The following is a 16,616-nucleotide window of genomic DNA, read 5'->3' on the forward strand; positions in this document are numbered from 1 at the left end:
CACATTCGAATATGTGCCTGACCTTCTTATCTCTTCCTGCACCATCTGTTGGCTAATAGGAGCCTTTCTTAGAGACCCGTATTCATAAGTACTATTGTTCAGTGGTCAGCATTAGACGAGCTTTCCAGACTTTCCAGGCTCCCTGAGCCACATGTCCCTCCTGAATATGGATATTGAACCACGCAATAACTTGCTGGCCCTATCCCCTATCCAGTGACCAAGCCTGCCCCCGCAAGCACCCCGAACATCGCTTCCGTAAGCGGCATATCCGCGGGAATCAGCACGTATGACATTCCCCTCTCCGCGCACACACTGGACAGCATCATTCGATATCGCTCCAGCTCTTCCTTGTAGGCATCAAGCACTTTACCCGTAAGCGCCACTTCTTTTCCACTCATCGTTTCGCTGTCGACCAATCGCAAGTCACCAGCCAGCTTGGGCTCCAGCTCTTCCCTCGACAAGACGTGCACCAGCACCACTTCCTGCCCGGTACCGGACAACAGGGACAGTGCCCTGAACAGCTCCTCTTCACCGCCCTCCAGCCAGAAGTCCGAGAAGACCCAGGTCATTCCAGGCTGTCTGGGCAGCGCACCCGGCACCGCAAGTGCCGCGCTCAAGCTGCCCTCGCCTCCTGTTTCTGCCCCTTGCAGGAATGAAAACAGTCGATGAGCCGAGCCTTTTCCTCTCATGATCGGAAGACGGTTGTTGATCGTACGGCTGTAACAAGCAATCTGCAGCCTGTCGTAAGAGGACAACGCCATGTAACCGATGCTTGCAGCCAACTGACGCGCAAGCGTCCATTTCGGGCTTCCCTTCATCCCCGACGGGTCTGCCGTGACTGGTGAATCTGCTGCCGATGACATGACGGTTCCCATCGATGCGGAGCAATCCACAAATATGCTGACTGTCAGCTCCTGCTCGTCCATGAATTGACGCACGAACGCTTTTCCTGTACGAGAATATACGCCCCAGTCGAATCTGCGGACATCATCTCCCGGTGAGTATACACGGTAATCGGCAAACTCGAGCGATGAGCCGAGCCGGCGGGATCGTCTCTTTCCCTGCAGCGTTCCTGCAACCCGTCTCTTGGCGTCCAGGCTCAGACGCTCCAGACGCGGGAGCCATTCCGGAGGCAGCAGGTGCCCGTCCCCGGTCACGCGGATGCCTCCAGCGCCTGCAGAACCTCCTGAATCACACGGTCGGTCGTAACGCCCAGCGCCTGACCCTCGAAATTCAGAAACAAGCGGTGACGCAGCGCCGCTAAGGCCACGGCGCGGATATCACCCGTCGAAACATGCATCCGCCCGCTGCATAAAGCACGGACTTTGCTGACCGAAATGATGGACTGGATCCCTCTTGGTCCGGAACCAAACTGGACATATTTACGGACTGCCTCCGGCGCTGAAGCTTCTTCCGGATGTGTCATCATCAGCAGACGAACCGCATAATCCAGAATCTCCTCGGCAACAAGGACCTCCTTGGCCCCGCGCTGGATTTCCAGCAGCTCTTCCCCGGTCATTTGCCTTTCCACCTGGAACTCGTGCGAGGACGTCGTTCGTTTCACGATTTCCTTCAATTCGTCCGCGCTGGGATACGACACCTCAATCTTCAGCAGAAAGCGGTCAAGCTGCGCTTCCGGCAGCGGATAGGTCCCCTCGTTTTCCAGCGGATTCTGTGTAGCCAGTACAAAGAAAGGCCTTGGCAGCTGATGGGTCACCCCTCCGACCGTAACGGTTTTCTCCTGCATGGCTTCCAGCAGCGCACTCTGGGTTTTGGGCGTGGCCCGATTGATCTCGTCGGCAAGCACGATACTGCTGAACAGCGGCCCCCTCTGAAACGTCATCCCTGTGTCGCCATGCTGTCCGAACGACAAGATATTGGTGCCTGTTATATCGCTTGGCATCAAATCCGGTGTGAACTGAATACGGGAAAATGACAATTCCAACGCTTCCGACACCGTGCGGACCAGCATCGTTTTGCCGAGTCCCGGAATCCCCTCCAGGAGGGCGTGGCCTCCTGCAAAGATACACCAGAGCATCTGCTCCACAACTTCCTGCTGTCCGACAATAACCTTGCCGATATGTTCCCGCAGGCCTGATATTTTCTCCATCCATTCCTGTGGTCTCACTGCAATATCCGACATGGACGAAACCTCCATCTTCTTGGTAAAGTTCAAGTTCTCATTATTGCTGTCCGTTATGGGCTACCTTGTGCCTTACGGGTTCGGATTGATTTGTATGAAATATTCCTCGACCAGCCCTTGCATCTGGTCAGGCAGCTGATTGCGGTCTAAGGTCTTGCGAGCCTCGGTCTCATAATCACGGTACACTTCCTCATACGGTCTCGACATCCCCGGAACGGTCGGCGAAACGCCGCCCTTCTGAATGTCGCCTCCGCCGCCCTTGATCGCACCGGAGTCACTCTGTACATTACCGCTGCCCTTGTAATCCCTAGGGATCGTCACAAGCTCGCGGCCGCCAGTGCCAAGCCCCGCTCCGCTGCCAGTTCCTGCTCCTCCGCTGCCACCTGAACCAGAACCAGAACCAGATCCAGATCCAGATCCAGATCCAGATCCAGATCCAGATCCGCTTCCTTGCCCGCTACCAGCGCCTTGACCCGAACCGGCTCCCCCTGATCCCTCCGAGGCTTCGCCTTGCTCTCCCGAACCTTCCCCAAGACCTGCCTGTGCCAATGCCTCCGCGCTGCCTCCATTACTCCAGGCGTCGGATACTGACATCCCTGCAGCCGCCATCTGATCGGCTAAACTCAATCCTTGTGAAGCAAGTGAAGACGCAAGAGAGGCGGCCGACTGCGACTGACTGTCCGATGCGGCTTTCGCTTGCGCCGCTTTCGCCAACTCCTCAGCCAATTGCTGCAGCGCTTCTTCCAGCTCCTTCGGCAGCTTGCCGTCCTTCAGAGCATCCGCTGCCTTCTTGAGCTCTTTCTCAAGGTCACCGTTTTCCATCTGCTTGGAAGCTTCCTCCGCCAGTTTTTTTAATGCGTCGGACAGCTCGTTCTTCTCTTCCTGGGACATCTTCTTCACCTGCTCGGTGAGTTTTTTCATTTCCTGCTTCAGCTCTTCGGCCATACCCTCAGCAAGCCGTTTACCTACTTGAGACAATGCCTTCTCCTGCTGCATTTTCTTCGCCAGTTCAGACAACGCCTTCGCTTTTTCCTCCTGCTGCTTCGCCAGCTTCTCCAGCTCCTTCATCGCTTCCTCCAGCTTATCCAGCGCTTGCTCGGGCTGCTTCTCATGGTCCAGCGCTTTCTTCAAGGCATCCAGCTTCTCCTGCAGCTTCTTCCTGTCAGCAGGGTCAAGCGTTTCCTTCTGGAGCTGCTCTGCAAGCTTTTCGGTTTTTGCTACCTGCTCTTTCATCCAGCTCTGCTGCTCTTTGGCTGCCTCCACTTTCTTGTCCATCGGATTCGGAACAAACACAAGGACGATCACAGCAGCAAGCGACGCGCTACATATCCAAAGCTGTCTTTTTCGACTTGGGGAAGGCAGACGCTCCGGCAACTGCTCCGCAAACCGCGCGCCGTAACGCTCCGCCTGCTCACGCTGCCACTTCGCGGCCTGCGACTCCTCTTCCTTAAATGACAGGGCTGTCACCATCATGTCGCTTCGCTCCGCTCCGTCTGGAACCTGATCCATGACCGATGCGGCCTCCTCGATCGGAACCCGGTGCAGCCACCCCCACAGCAGGCCACCAAGACCCGCCGCAATCGGAATGACAACGGATGCGAAGGGAAGCCAGGCTATAGGCACGAATCTCCCAATCACGAGCAGCAGCAGCAGAGCGGCGAAACCCGCAATGAGCCCGTATAATGCATATGCGACTACACGAAAGCGCTGAAGCCGCCGTCTCGCTGCTTCAACAAAACGCATGATGTTGTCCATGGTAATTCCTCCTTACTCTGTACAATCCTTGGTACTTAAGCTCCGCTTACGGTCGGCTCTTGTTCAGGCGGAAGTGCGTCTTTGGCTTTATCCTTTCGCTTGCGTCTTGCGATGGGGCGTATATTCCGTATCGCAATCCACAGGGCAAACACGATCACGACCGAATACACAAGCAGAAACTCCAGCCATAATTCAACAGGAGCCTTACTATTCAGGCTTCCGCCGTACAGCAGGAACACGTCTTTTGAGAACGATGGATTAAACAAACTCATCATCGCTCCCCCCGGATTCAATCCAAGCAGATATCCTACCCAGGAATACGATCCCGGAGCTGGCGACTGTCCGTTAACATACATATTCCGCTGTTCAATTCCCATAAAGAACAGATACAACAGGCCCGTCACGAGAAATATAATAAGTCCTGTGCCATAGGTGACAATAATCGCTACGATGGTTCTCTTGAATAAGGTGGAGAACATCACGCCAAGCGAACCGAGCAGCAGCATCACGAATAAGTAGAATACAAATACCGAAATGAGCTGTTTCGGTGAAATTCCCCCATACAGGAACACGATGCTATATACCGGCAGTGTTGCAAGCACAATCAGTGTCATGAAACTAAGTGCCGACACCAGCTTGCTCAGGACAATCGTCGCCGAGCTTTGCTGCGTCGTTAGCAGCATGCTCAGCGTTTGCTTTTCACGTTCGCTGCTGATAACTCCGGCGGTTAGTGCCGGCGCCATGAACGCAATGAGGACAAGCTGGGCAAAACTCAGCACATAGAACATCATCTGGCTCGTTTGCGGATCGAACCGCTGCGGTCCCCGCTGGCCCAAGTATAAAAAGAGATAAATGAAACCCATTGCAATAGCCCCAAGCGCCAAAACGTACAACAACACCGACAGCATGGAACGCGTGGAACGCATCCGCAGCCGAAATTCCTTATCAATGACCGGGTTAATTAATTTTCTGCTCCAATTCATTCGCGGGGTCCTCCTTTGGTAATTTCGAGGAATACATCCTCCAGGTTGCTCTGCGCTTCCTGAAACGAGACAATCGGAATTTCCCAGGAGACCACCTGCCGAAGCAGTGCGCTTTGCTGTGCATCATCCCCGCTATAATGAACATGAACCCCGGTGTTGTCTGTTAATACAGAGGTGACAAACGGCTCATCCCTCAGCTTCTCGGCAAGCTCCTCTTCACGCTCAAGGGTGCGGATATGGATGACTTTTTTCACGCGAAGCCGGCTCTGAATATCGGCAACCTTGCCTTGGGCCACCATCTCCCCGTGCTCGATAACACCGATCTCGTCTACCATCTCGGCAAGCTCGGGCAAAATATGCGATGAAATGATAATGGTCTTGCCCATGAGTTTCAGTTCCTTCAATATTTCACGCATCTCGATCCGAGCCCGCGGATCAAGCCCCGAAGCCGGTTCATCCAGAATCAATACATCGGGATCATGCACCAGACACCGGGCAAGGCATAACCGCTGCTTCATGCCGCGCGAGAGACTGTCTACGTACGTATCCGCCTTGTCGCTTAAATTCACAAGCTCCAGCAGCTGCGGAATCAGCTGCTCCCGCTCAACACGCGGGATGCCGTAACTTGCCCCGTAAAAATGAAGGTATTCGGTTGACTTCAACTGGTCATATACGCCAAAGAAATCCGGCATATAACCGATCCGCTTGCGAACCTCTTTCGGGTGCTGCGTAACGTCGTATCCACCGACTTTGGCAACGCCCGAGGTTGGCAGCATCAGAGTGGCTAATATCGACATCGTTGTTGATTTTCCTGCTCCGTTAGGACCGACGAACCCGAACACAGTCCCCTTCTCGATATGAAGGCTGATGTCTTTTAAAGCATGGAATGTCCCGTATTTTTTGCTCAGGTTTGTAATTTCGATCATTGAATGGCTTCCCCCTTCACAGACAGCTCCGGCATCATAAAGTTGGTCTGATCCTTAGCGGTTAACATGAACCTGATCCGGTTAGCCACGATGTAGTCCTCCGGATTTCCCGTAATGGTATGCACATTGTTCGTATCGCTTACGGGCTCCCATTCATTCTTCTTCGCGTTCCAGATCTCCATCGTTACGTTGTTGTTTAATTTGGTGCCTTTGATGGACAGCTCCGAATATTGGATGTTGCCTTCCGATATTAACGGAAATTCAGCGATTACCGTGCCTTGTCCCATCTCAACGCCATGAGGGAAGGTCCCGAACATCGGCGTGTTCACCTGGGATACTTCAGGAGACAGGAAACCGTAAGGAATGTTAATCTCTCCGCTCAGGCCCCATTCCATAGTCACGGGCTGAATCCAGAAATTAAGCTGATCACTGTCCACCTCTGCCCCTTTCAGCGTATAATTCGTCAGATGGTCCTTGCTCCATCCCAGAATGTAAGCATCCTTGTTGACCATTCCCATCGAATACCCGTAATTGGATAAAATATCGCGCTCCCGCTGTTTCGGATCATTCGGAGAATAAGGGAACAGCATGCCGGATAAATCTCCACTCACAAACTTGATGATTTGTTGTGGGTCCTGAGGAATTGCCACCGCTTCACCCTTCTTGATATCTCCAAGCTTATAGGCATTGCCTCCAACAACAAGCACCACCTCGGTCAAATCGTTGATGGTTTCATTGGTGACCTTCCCGTTTAATGCTCCTTTGGCATCGAGCTTTAGATCCATGGCCAGACGCCCCATCTCCTCCGTTCCCTGGCGGTCGGCCCATACCTTGGCTAGCGACCACTGAGACATATCGCGAAGCTCAAGCGTGGTGGATTCCTGTTCCACCCGGACAAAGCTCTTGCTCTCGCCCATTCCCCCGAATGTATTCCGGGCACCTCCCGTCTTCAAATACGTATTCGCTGGAAACTCCAACGCATAATTCCCGCTTCTAGGTGTGAAAAAGGCCGAGGCTGTGGATTTAACCGCATCTCCCTGACCGTTCAGCTCAATCAAGTTTATGGTATGTGCGAGTTCCCTCGTCTTGTCGGATGAGCCAGCGACATAAACCGAAACGCTTGCAATGACGGCGATGATCGGAATCAGGAACCACGCCCATTCCCGTTTATCCGCCTTCTTCAAAATAAAGTAGAGAATCGGTGCCACCACAACCGCATAAATAATGAGCATCCACAACAACAGCGTGAAGGACGGCATCTTCAGGGAAGGGAAATATTCCAGCACATAATTCAGATTATCCATAAGCGAGTTGTAGATCATACCATTTTGCGAACCTGTCATCGGAAGATTGCTCCGCAATACCGATGCCCAGGCATCCGGATGGCCTGCCCAAGAACTTACCGGCTCCATAGCCAGATCATAGGCAGCGTATTGAACACTTCCTTGGCCGTAGGCATGCGAGGCAAACAAAGGCTGGCCGTCTGCTTCAATCCCGATTTTGGCGCCTTCCACCACCTTCGCTGTGGAGATGGTAAAGTCCCCATCCAGCTTCAGCGGCTTCCCTCCAAGCTTCTCGAGCTCGGATAGCGACTGAACAGAGGCCGTTCCATTCGCAACAACCGGTGCGATATCGGCAAACGGTGCTGCTGTTTTGGCGTAACCCGCTCCTCCTGCCAGAACCAGCGTGCCGCCGCCGTTAACCCAACCCGTTATCGCTTTGCGCTGAGGTTCTGATAACGTATCGGATGCAAAATTGTTAATAACGATCACGTCCAGCCCGCTAAGCAGCATCGGATCCATTGGTATGCTGTCCGCCTTAAGCGGAAATACGTTCAAGCTGTTGCCTTTACCATTAAGAACGTTCATGAAATTCATTGTATCCGGATCATCGGATAATACAGCAATGAGTGCACCTTGATACGGGGAGGCCTGGAGATAACTTTTCCCTGTTGCAAATGTCGTCGGCTTTCCCTTGGAATAAGATCCTTCATAGAACAGGATCTGATTATTATCTTTATTAAGCATCGTCCCCGGAATGCCAATGACTACTTCCTTCGGCGTATCCTTTGGCAGATCCACCTGCTGCACATAGGAAGTTTGATACCTATTGCCATTATTGTCCTGAATTTGCACAACCAAGTCACCGGAAATATCCCGGTCACTTGTTAAGGTCAGCTTGACAGGACTCCATTTTTGATTTTTGATCTTGCCTTGGTAACCCATTTCGGATTGAATTCCAATCTTCGCTCCGTCGGCGTAGACCTTTCCTGCCGGAATTGACAAGGATAACGTTGCCATAATCAGCAGTGCCACTATCGGCAGCAGAATCCACGTTTTTTTTGTATAAAACGACAACTGATGATTCCCCTCTCCACATATAAATTGCTTTCTCATGATAAATTACACCTATAAATCAGAAGACTTATGTAATGGTTCTCTTGGCAGTTCAACTATATTGACGAGTCGAAATTATAAAAAGTTTGACGTTTCTCTCCATAAAAGGATACTCAGGGCCGATTTTTGCGGGCTTCGGCTGGAGCTTGGGCTTATTTTCCAAAATAAAAATTAAATAAAAATCCCGCTCCAAGAAGAAGGAGCGGGATCAAGAGCTAATCCATTGCAGCGTTAAAGTGTCAGGCTGCTCCATTGTACTTTCTATGATGAATCGTCGGGATTGTAGTTGCTGCTGATGCAATTTAGGGTGTAAACTCTCTTATTCACCTATCGATACTTACACGCCAGGTTGATACACTTTAATTGAATACAACCGTTTTATTGTTATGCACCAGAATCCGATCCTCGACATGCCATTTGACGGCTCTTGCAAGCACCACGCGTTCAATGGTACGGCCAATGCGCTTCAGCTCGTTGACATCATCCCGGTGACTTACACGCTGCACGTCCTGCTCAATAATCGGTCCGCCATCAAGCTCCTCGGTTACATAGTGGGCGGTTGCTCCGATGATTTTCACGCCGCGATTATAGGCCTGTGCATAAGGCTTGCCACCGACAAAAGCCGGCAGGAAGGAATGGTGAATATTGATAATCCGGTTCCGGTAATGTTCGATAAAGGTTGGCGAAATAATCTGCATGTACCGCGCCAGAATGATAACGTCGATATCATCGCCGATTACATCCAGTTGACGTTTCTCCGCTTCGGGCTTTGTATCTGCCGTAACCGGAATATGGTGATACGGGATACCGAATGATTCCACATATTCTTTCATATCCAGGTGATTGCTTACCACCAGCGCAATATCTGCATCCAGGTCGCCTGCCTGCCATTGCCACAACAACTCTACAAGGCAGTGATCCTCTTTGGATACAAAAATCGCCAGCCGTTTCTTACGGGCTGCATGGTAGATATTCCATTCCATACGGAATTGGTCCGCAACTTCCAGGAACGATTCCTCCAGTTGAGGAAGCTTGGTGTTCAGATCCTCCAGATCAAATTCAACCCGCATAAAAAACATACCGCCTGCAGGATCCATCGTATACTGGTCAGACTGAACGATGTTCGCACCATGCTGATACAGAAACTGGGAGACCGCTGCCACGATTCCTGGTCCATCCGGACAGGAGATGAGCATGCGGGCACGATTAGGGTACTGGCCTGCCACAGACGGCAGATCCTTCTTGATGTGAATTTCCATGAGACTCGGTGATCCTCCTCTACATCTACAATTAGCGTGAATTGGCCTCACAAGAAAACCAACCGCAGCAAGCGGAAGTTTTCTTGAGAATGCCTTAGTCATCTTTACTTTAATGAATGCCTCTTCTATTGAAGCTTATGAAGTCAGAGAAGTCCCGGATAACCAGGCGATGATGCGCTGATTGATCTGCTCCTCCGCAAGTTCAGGCAATAATCCAGCTGCCATGACCATATCATACAGACGCTCCATCGGTTCGCGTGGATCTGCTTTTTTGGCTTTGGCATCATTCTTCAGAAGTGTCCACGTATCCAGCACGAACGAACGGGAGTCGATTCCTTCCTTAGCAAAGAAGGCTCGCAGCTCTTCCACTTGCTGAACAAAGGATTGCCCGAAACGTCCTTCCACATCTCCACGCAAAAGCGCGATTTCAATTTCGTACATCGGACGCTGCGTCTTCGGATCTTTACCGATCCACGGCGTCTCCAGAATGAACGGTCTGCCTTGAAGCTTCTCGTGATGAACCACGCTCTGAATGGCTTCATACCCGATCCAACCGGTTCCGATCGGTGTATGGCGGTCTTTACCCGCTCCACGCGGGTTCTTGCTGTCGTTTACGTGCACGACCGTTAACCGGTCGAGTCCGATCAGCTTATCGAACTGCTCCAGTACGTTGTCCAGATCATTCACGATGTCATAACCTGCATCATGAATATGGCAAGTGTCGAGGCAAATCGCCAATCGGTCATTGTACTTCACCTTATCAATAATGGAAGCAATTTCTTCAAAGCTGCGTCCCATTTCGGTGCCTTTGCCGGCCATCGTCTCCAGAGCGATCTTCACTTCGGTCTCATCCGTACCGCCCAGAACTTCATTGAGTCCTTCCGCAATACGGTCAATGCCGTATTCGGCATCCTTATCTGTATATGCACCAGGATGGAGAACGATATTCTTCACGCCAACCGCATGTGTCCGGCGAATCTCCTCCTGCAGGAAACTCACGGCAAGCTCAAACGTATTGGGCTTGTACGATCCGAGGTTGATAATGTATGGCGCATGGACCACAATCTCATCAATCCCGCTTGCTTGCATAGCGGCCTTGCCTTCTTCAATAAACATGGAATCGATCGGCTTGCGGCGCGTATTTTGCGGTGCGCCGGTATATATCATGAACGAGCTTGAGCCATATGATGTGGCCTCAGCCGTCGCAGTCAGCAATCCCTTGTCCGAAAACGACACGTGGGAACCAATTTTCAACATGCTGCATCCCCCTTTTTTAACACACAATTACACCTATTTTAGCTTGTATATCGAAATAAATCTAGAAGGGATGGAATGTAAGGGACGTTGCTGGAATGAAATCAGTAATGGTGCGGGTTTTCTTAGTTTGGTGTTGAAATACGAGGTGATGCAAAGTAATAGGTTGGAATACCCATTTGTGGGTGGATTGTGGAGAAAACATGAAAGCAGCCTTTATTGGGCCCACACACCGGAGAATACTTCATGCCCTTAACTTCCATTCGGTCCGCTATCCTCTTTTCGATTCTACATTTTTATTGAACTTCTCGATGTAATGCTGCTTGCCTAACCTATCCAATGCACCCATTGCACTGTTTAAGGCATCGCGGTTAAATACCACTTCCTCATACATCACTATCACCCTTCATATGAAATGAAGATGTACTCCTCTATAAGGAGACTTTAAAACCTTGTTATACGGCCTCCGCTCCGCTGGGTTATTCGGTCGCTTCGGGGGCCTTCGGCAAAACCAAAAAGAAAAAGGCCGCCGAGTTATGGACTGCACCCCAATTGTTAGACACACTCTAACAGTTGGAGGTGCAGTTTTTTTTATGACTAAATTTACTAAGGATAAGAAATTGGAGATAATTCAAGGGTATGACCCTGATCTTCTATCGCAGACGGAATACGCAAATCAAATGGGCGTTACCAAGTCCCATTTCCCTAAGAGATTGGAGATAGCCACTGGGGTAACCTATACTGCCGCCATGGTTTTCAAGGAAGAATACCCATAACTCATACTTCTTGATTTCGTTTTTGATGTACCCCTCTAAACTCATTCCGTCTTATCCCTCCTTATAGGGCTTCCCTAGCACGTTTCGATTGTCATAAATGTTCCCGTTCTCATCACAATAGAGGCATTTCCGTAATAATCAATCGCTTTCTAGCACATTTCTTTAAAATAGTCATTTGCTCGTTACATTTTTTTCTAATTTTCATATTTTGTAACATCACGAAAGGAGTAGATAATATGAAAATATCCGAGGCACTTTGTAAACGTCTAGCCACCATCTTAGGTGGTACAGGTATGTCTGACGGGAAAAGCTGCTCTATCATGGTTGAAAGAAAATTAAATGCTAGAGTCCTTGGTAGAAAATATGAAACCGAACATGAAATCACGATTCAATCCCCGCAAAACGGAACAACGTTAAACACGGGCGAAATAACTCTTTTACAATCCGAAGTACAACGTTTTATTGATGCGGCTCGAAAACGCAATTTTAAAGTATCTGCAATACACAACCATTGGTTATTCGATAAACCAAGATTGATGTATCTTCATATTGAATCCATTGAAAATCCTATTGTGTTTGCTAGAAAATTAAGATCAGCGTTAGATATTCTAAAAAAATGACTGGTTAGCATTGTGGCGTTCAGAATGAATCCTGAACGCCTCTTTTATCTTTGGTCACTCCCTGTTTTTAAATCAACCCTTGAAGAATAGAATCAGGAGTTGTCAATTTTCCGAGGTTTCTCGAAAAGAAGCAGTTGCAGCACTTACTTCAATACATCAGATTCCGCGCTAAACCGCAAGAGTATGCCGTCTTTTTATCTCTCGCTTACTGGCTTGAGGATCGGCGAACTCCTCGCGCTTAAAGTATCTGACTTCGATGAAGAGGAAAAAACTATTTCTGTAAAAAAATCTCTATGTCGATGGGTCTGTAAAAACTATGTACTCGGTCCCCCGAAAAATAAAAGCTCAGTCCGGGCGGTCACCATTGGTGAAATTGTAATTAAAGCCATCAAGGGACAGCTGGCTTGGAGAGAAAACAAAATCAATAACGGTGAACTACAACATGATGCAGATTTTATATTTTGGAGCTTGAAGTTTCCCGGATATCCAGCTTGTTATAGTCGCTATCAGAAACGATTTGAAAAGATCCTGAAAGACTGTGGACTTCCTGACAACCTTACTTCCCATAGTCTTAGACATACCCATGTTTCACTCCTTGCTGAAGCCAAAGAAGAATTAGCGGTAATCCAAGAAAGGCTCGGTCATAAGAACGACGAAATCACAAAAACAATATATCTACACATTACCGAGCAACAACGAAAACTTGTTCCTGACCGTTTCGAACAGGTAATGAATTCATAGCTGTGTGGGTAACACGTGGGCATATCCTCACCATAACTTCCGAAATCCCTATAGTACCGTGCATGATTTAATTATGTCTGGGCTATCGAAATAAATCTAGAAATGCGTTATAATTCTCATGAAAGTGACATGTGATAATAATCATTGAGGTGATATACAGATGAAGAGCACAGGAGCCGTCTTGGGATATTTGTCCTCCAGTGCGCCACCGTCATGGTTCATGAACTCCATTGCCTTCTGGGGATGGGTTATGCTTGGACTGATGGGCATCGGCGGATTTTTTATGTTCCGCAAGTTTCTGAAAGTGCTTCCCAAAGCAGACGGCAAATCCAAGCTGGATTGGCAGAACTACTGGGTCGAGCGAAGCCGCCCCCTGTGGACTGATGAAGCCAAAGCCTTTCTGGACGAGCTGGTGCAGCCCGTTCCGGGACCATTCCGGGATATTGCCAAACACTCCATTGCAGCGGAGATTGGCAAGATTGCTATTGAGGACCATGCCAAAGCAGTGACAAAAGACCACTGCATCAAAGGTTATATCGTGGCTACGCCAAAGCGGGATTACAAATTCTTGATGAATTTCCTCCAGAAGAAGGAAATTGACTACAAGCCTTATCAGCATTTGATTAATAAGTAATGATACAGCCTTAAATGGAACAACGGTGCTTGTCCTCACTGTGGGACAAGCACCGTATAGTCCAGAAGATAATTCCCCCTAGTCCTCATCCAGAGGATCTGGGGGATTCGTTTTTTAATTTCGTTAAGTTGAAGGGATATGAATGAACTTGGCCTGTTTTTTTACTCTTATACAGAAACAACAGCGTATTCTCCTCCTGTTTATTGAAGCGAATGATAAGCTCGCGGTCCGGTTCATTATTTCTGTCCAAGGCAACTTCTTCAAGGAACTGTTTCTCCGTAGGCGGAAGCGGGAGCAGCTCATGAACATAAGCAGTGATCTCACGCATTCGATGATAGAGTATCAGGTGCTGCGTTCCATACTCCCGTAAGATCATGTAATAATCCGTGATGTATTCGATCATATAGATCTCATCTTCTTTTCCAGTAAGTTCCCCCAGGTTATAGTAAGCCACTACTTCCCCTTCATGATTCAGAAACTCTGCATGCTTGCCATCCGAAAACAATACTTTATCTCGCAGATCGTACAGGTTATACGCATTAGTATCCGGATAATGCCCTATGAACTCAAAGTGTGCTTCCTTTATAATTTGTCCGTTCTTCACAAAAATCTGACCGGATCTCTTACCTAATTCGGACATCCCTTCGGCCTCGTATAGTCGGACGTACGAACTGTTGTCGGACAGTCGTTGGACTTGAAGATGCCTCAACTCCCCTCCCCTGCTCCAATGTCCCAATAAACGATGGCACCTTGTTACCTATGGCTTGGTAGAACTCGCCGTTCTTTCGATTAAGCCAAAATGTAATACCTTTATCTGTTCCCACAACGTAATTACTGCCAACAGACAGTGTCTTCGTATTGGAGTTCCACTTCACATCCTCATTCACGGCTTCTGCAACAAATCGGAGTGGGATGTAGAGTTTTCCGTTGATGACTTCCGCAGATGTCTTGAGTTTTTTCTGTTTCTTATTCAAATAAACAACATCGCTTCCAAGCTGCAGCGTCAACTCAAGATTTACTCCATACAGACTCGCCCTCTGTTGTGGTTGATTCCAATGAACCTTCAAACCCAAAATATCGCCGATCTCTCGCAGAGGAAGCAATAGCCTCCCATCCTTTATCATCACCGGGTCTTTCATGGAGAAGAGCGATTTGAATTGCCCATATTCCACATTTGCTTTTACAAAAGAAGAGGCAGCAGCATGGGATGGGCTTGATAGCAGTAACCCTAGCAAAAAAAATAAGGGTAACCATAATAGTCCTCTTTTTATCACTTCAATCAATCTCCTTCATCTCATAAGTTCAATCCTCTGTTATAACCCTCATCTAAGGAGATTAGTTACGGAACGGAACAAAAAGTTCAACCTATAACCTAGATATGGTGTTGCAGTTTGCCGATTCCAAGAAAATCATGGAAATAAAACACATATCAAGTATAATAGACTGTTATTAGAATGTAATCCAATAGTCCTAGGAGGAAAAAATGAAGTGAAATTAAAATTAGCAATAATCATAGTTTTACTATTTACATGGATCATTCCAGCAGCAGGAGCAGCCCCAGCAAAAATCGTCAACTTAGATGGCGTTAAAGTAGGGCTGCGGCAGGCCCCCATTTTGCGAGACGGAGTGACCCTGGTACAATTCGCCCCTATATTTAAAAGTTTGGGCCTCTCTGTAAAGTGGGATTCTTCCAGACAGCAGATTACAGGGACTAAAAAAGGCATCAGCCTTGTGCTGACCGTTGGCAACAAAAACGCATATGTAAACGGCACGCGCATGGTGTTAGAATCCCCACCTTTATCCTTGAACGGAAACGTTTTCGTCCCGCTTCGGTTCATAAGCGAAGCTACAGGTGCAACCCTGGCCGTAAACGGAAATACCATTAACATTACCAGTTACAAAGGGACAGAGCCTTTTGTTCCTAAGCCCACACCGATTCCACCCATAAAAACGAAAGCCAAAAAAATCCAAGAGGAATTGGAATTCAAATACTCAAATCTCTCTTCCGGAAAATTGCACCTGAACGACTTAACTTATGGCGTAATCGACGATTCGGATTCACTCACCATTGCCGTAGAAATTTCGGATGAACAAACGATGCAAAACATTATCGACACCTTTGACACCAAACCTTCAACAGGGCATCTGTTGACCAAAAATCTTGCCACCCATGTGCATAAAAAATATGGCTACAAAAACATCAATATCTTTATTATTACTTTTTTTATGAATTCGTCTTATCCAAGCGGATATGATGCTCAATATAATATCTTCGTTCCGGAATACAATGTGTACGTTACACGCTGGCCCCTATACGGAGGATCTTATAATTACTCAACAAGGGTCGCTAACTGGTACCTGGACCCAACCGGCGATACGGAGTACCTGATTCATTCAAGCAAGTTATAAAAAACTCATGCACACATTTCCACAAAAAATGCCGAGACCCCGGTCTTTGTTAAGGCAGGATCACTACCTTTCAAAACCCGGGGTTACTTTCTTCTACTACTTTATCCCCTATCAATATAACCCGCTACACAAGATAAACGACCAAACCTGCAATAACAAAGGTATCCCCCTCCTTCAGGGGATATTCTTTATACGGCACCATGGACTCTCCTTTTAAAATCGTACCGTTTCTTGAACCCAGGTCCTTTAATACGTATTCTCCACCTTCACGCGAGAGCTCGACATGTGCCCGCGAAGTTCCCACACCCTGAGCAACAAATTGTGCGACATCAGGGGATCTGCCGATGATAAAATGGGGTTGCGTCAATTCAATCCGCTGCGTGGCGGCTGCATTCGGTTCGTTCAGCTCCAGATAGGTTCTTGCTGAATGTGGATGAGCAGGAGGCTTCGTTTCCGGACCTAGCAGTACAGTAGCCCCTCCGCCTCTATGTGATGAAAGCACCTCCGTGCGCTGGGACAAATGAGCATAATAATCACCTTCCTCGCCATAAGAGACTGCAGGTTCAGCCTCTTGTGAATGCGAATAGGGATAGCCCTGCCCCTGCGGAGGGTAGCCTGCTTGTTTCTGATGGTCCTCTGGATGGGTTGGAGATTTGGGAACCTTCCATCTCCAGTTCTCCCTGCTCTCCCTAAGCTCCATATCTGCTGTTCCTGTTCCTG

The 16,616-nt window shown here is 48.7% G+C and carries 15 protein-coding genes; 4 read left to right on the forward strand and 11 right to left on the reverse strand.

Going from position 1 to position 16,616, the window contains the following annotated elements; translation table 11 throughout:
- Positions 1-206 precede the first annotated feature (206 nt).
- The 8 genes from PVOR_RS24980 to PVOR_RS25015 form a co-directional block, all read right to left on the reverse strand.
- Positions 207-1,157: a DUF58 domain-containing protein gene (locus PVOR_RS24980; RefSeq protein WP_006212334.1), complete on the reverse strand. Its 951-nt coding sequence runs from the start codon at positions 1,155-1,157 to the stop codon at positions 207-209.
- Positions 1,154-2,143, reverse strand: a complete 990-nt coding sequence (locus tag PVOR_RS24985; RefSeq protein WP_006212335.1) for an AAA family ATPase — start codon at positions 2,141-2,143, stop codon at positions 1,154-1,156. Before PVOR_RS24985 ends, PVOR_RS24980 begins: the two co-directional genes overlap by 4 nt.
- A 72-nt stretch (positions 2,144-2,215) precedes the next feature.
- Positions 2,216-3,898, reverse strand: a complete 1,683-nt coding sequence (locus tag PVOR_RS24990; protein WP_040680982.1) for a phage tail length tape measure protein — start codon at positions 3,896-3,898, stop codon at positions 2,216-2,218.
- A gap of 35 nt (positions 3,899-3,933) precedes the next feature.
- Positions 3,934-4,881, reverse strand: a complete 948-nt coding sequence (locus PVOR_RS24995) for an ABC transporter permease (RefSeq protein ID WP_006212337.1) — start codon at positions 4,879-4,881, stop codon at positions 3,934-3,936.
- Positions 4,878-5,807: an ABC transporter ATP-binding protein gene (locus PVOR_RS25000; protein ID WP_006212339.1), complete on the reverse strand. Its 930-nt coding sequence runs from the start codon at positions 5,805-5,807 to the stop codon at positions 4,878-4,880. The genes PVOR_RS24995 and PVOR_RS25000 overlap by 4 nt, the downstream gene beginning before the upstream one ends.
- On the reverse strand, positions 5,804-8,203 hold the full coding sequence (locus PVOR_RS25005) for a DUF7408 domain-containing protein (RefSeq protein WP_006212340.1): 2,400 nt from the start codon (positions 8,201-8,203) through the stop codon (positions 5,804-5,806). Before PVOR_RS25005 ends, PVOR_RS25000 begins: the two co-directional genes overlap by 4 nt.
- A gap of 359 nt (positions 8,204-8,562) precedes the next feature.
- Positions 8,563-9,462 (reverse strand): formyltetrahydrofolate deformylase, encoded by a 900-nt coding sequence (gene purU / locus PVOR_RS25010; protein WP_006212341.1) that lies wholly within the window; start codon positions 9,460-9,462, stop codon positions 8,563-8,565.
- Positions 9,463-9,597: 135 nt separating this feature from the next.
- Entirely contained in the window at positions 9,598-10,719 is a 1,122-nt protein-coding gene (locus PVOR_RS25015; RefSeq protein ID WP_006212342.1) for a deoxyribonuclease IV, read from the reverse strand.
- Positions 10,720-11,728: 1,009 nt separating this feature from the next.
- Here PVOR_RS25015 and PVOR_RS25025 point away from each other — a divergent pair.
- The 3 genes from PVOR_RS25025 to PVOR_RS25035 all read left to right on the forward strand — a co-directional run bounded on the left by PVOR_RS25025 (position 11,729) and on the right by PVOR_RS25035 (position 13,487).
- Entirely contained in the window at positions 11,729-12,112 is a 384-nt protein-coding gene (locus PVOR_RS25025; RefSeq protein WP_006212345.1) for a DUF1259 domain-containing protein, read from the forward strand.
- A 183-nt stretch (positions 12,113-12,295) separates the two neighbouring features.
- Complete coding sequence (locus PVOR_RS25030) at positions 12,296-12,853, forward strand: site-specific integrase (RefSeq protein ID WP_228030046.1); 558 nt, start codon at positions 12,296-12,298, stop codon at positions 12,851-12,853.
- Between the two features lie 160 nt (positions 12,854-13,013).
- The gene (locus PVOR_RS25035) at positions 13,014-13,487 is read left to right on the forward strand and encodes a DUF2621 domain-containing protein (RefSeq protein ID WP_006212347.1); all 474 of its coding nucleotides are present in this window, start codon (positions 13,014-13,016) and stop codon (positions 13,485-13,487) included.
- Between the two features lie 85 nt (positions 13,488-13,572).
- Here the strand turns inward: PVOR_RS25035 and PVOR_RS25040 are convergent, their stop codons facing one another.
- A complete protein-coding gene (locus PVOR_RS25040; RefSeq protein WP_006212348.1) occupies positions 13,573-14,127 on the reverse strand; it encodes a hypothetical protein in 555 nt (184 codons plus the stop codon).
- Positions 14,111-14,659 (reverse strand): copper amine oxidase N-terminal domain-containing protein, encoded by a 549-nt coding sequence (locus tag PVOR_RS25045; protein ID WP_160164034.1) that lies wholly within the window; start codon positions 14,657-14,659, stop codon positions 14,111-14,113. The genes PVOR_RS25040 and PVOR_RS25045 overlap by 17 nt, the downstream gene beginning before the upstream one ends.
- A 316-nt stretch (positions 14,660-14,975) precedes the next feature.
- Between PVOR_RS25045 and PVOR_RS25050 the strand changes: the two genes are divergently transcribed.
- Positions 14,976-15,896, forward strand: coding sequence for a copper amine oxidase N-terminal domain-containing protein (locus PVOR_RS25050; protein ID WP_006212350.1), 921 nt, complete (start codon positions 14,976-14,978; stop codon positions 15,894-15,896).
- A 124-nt stretch (positions 15,897-16,020) separates the two neighbouring features.
- On the opposite strand, the gene PVOR_RS25055 is transcribed toward PVOR_RS25050, so the two are convergent.
- Positions 16,021-16,616 (reverse strand): FHA domain-containing protein (locus tag PVOR_RS25055; protein ID WP_006212351.1); only part of this gene is annotated, 596 nt, incomplete at its 5' end.

This window comes from Paenibacillus vortex V453 (assembly GCF_000193415.1).
Classification (GTDB): domain Bacteria; phylum Bacillota; class Bacilli; order Paenibacillales; family Paenibacillaceae; genus Paenibacillus_AQ; species Paenibacillus_AQ glucanolyticus.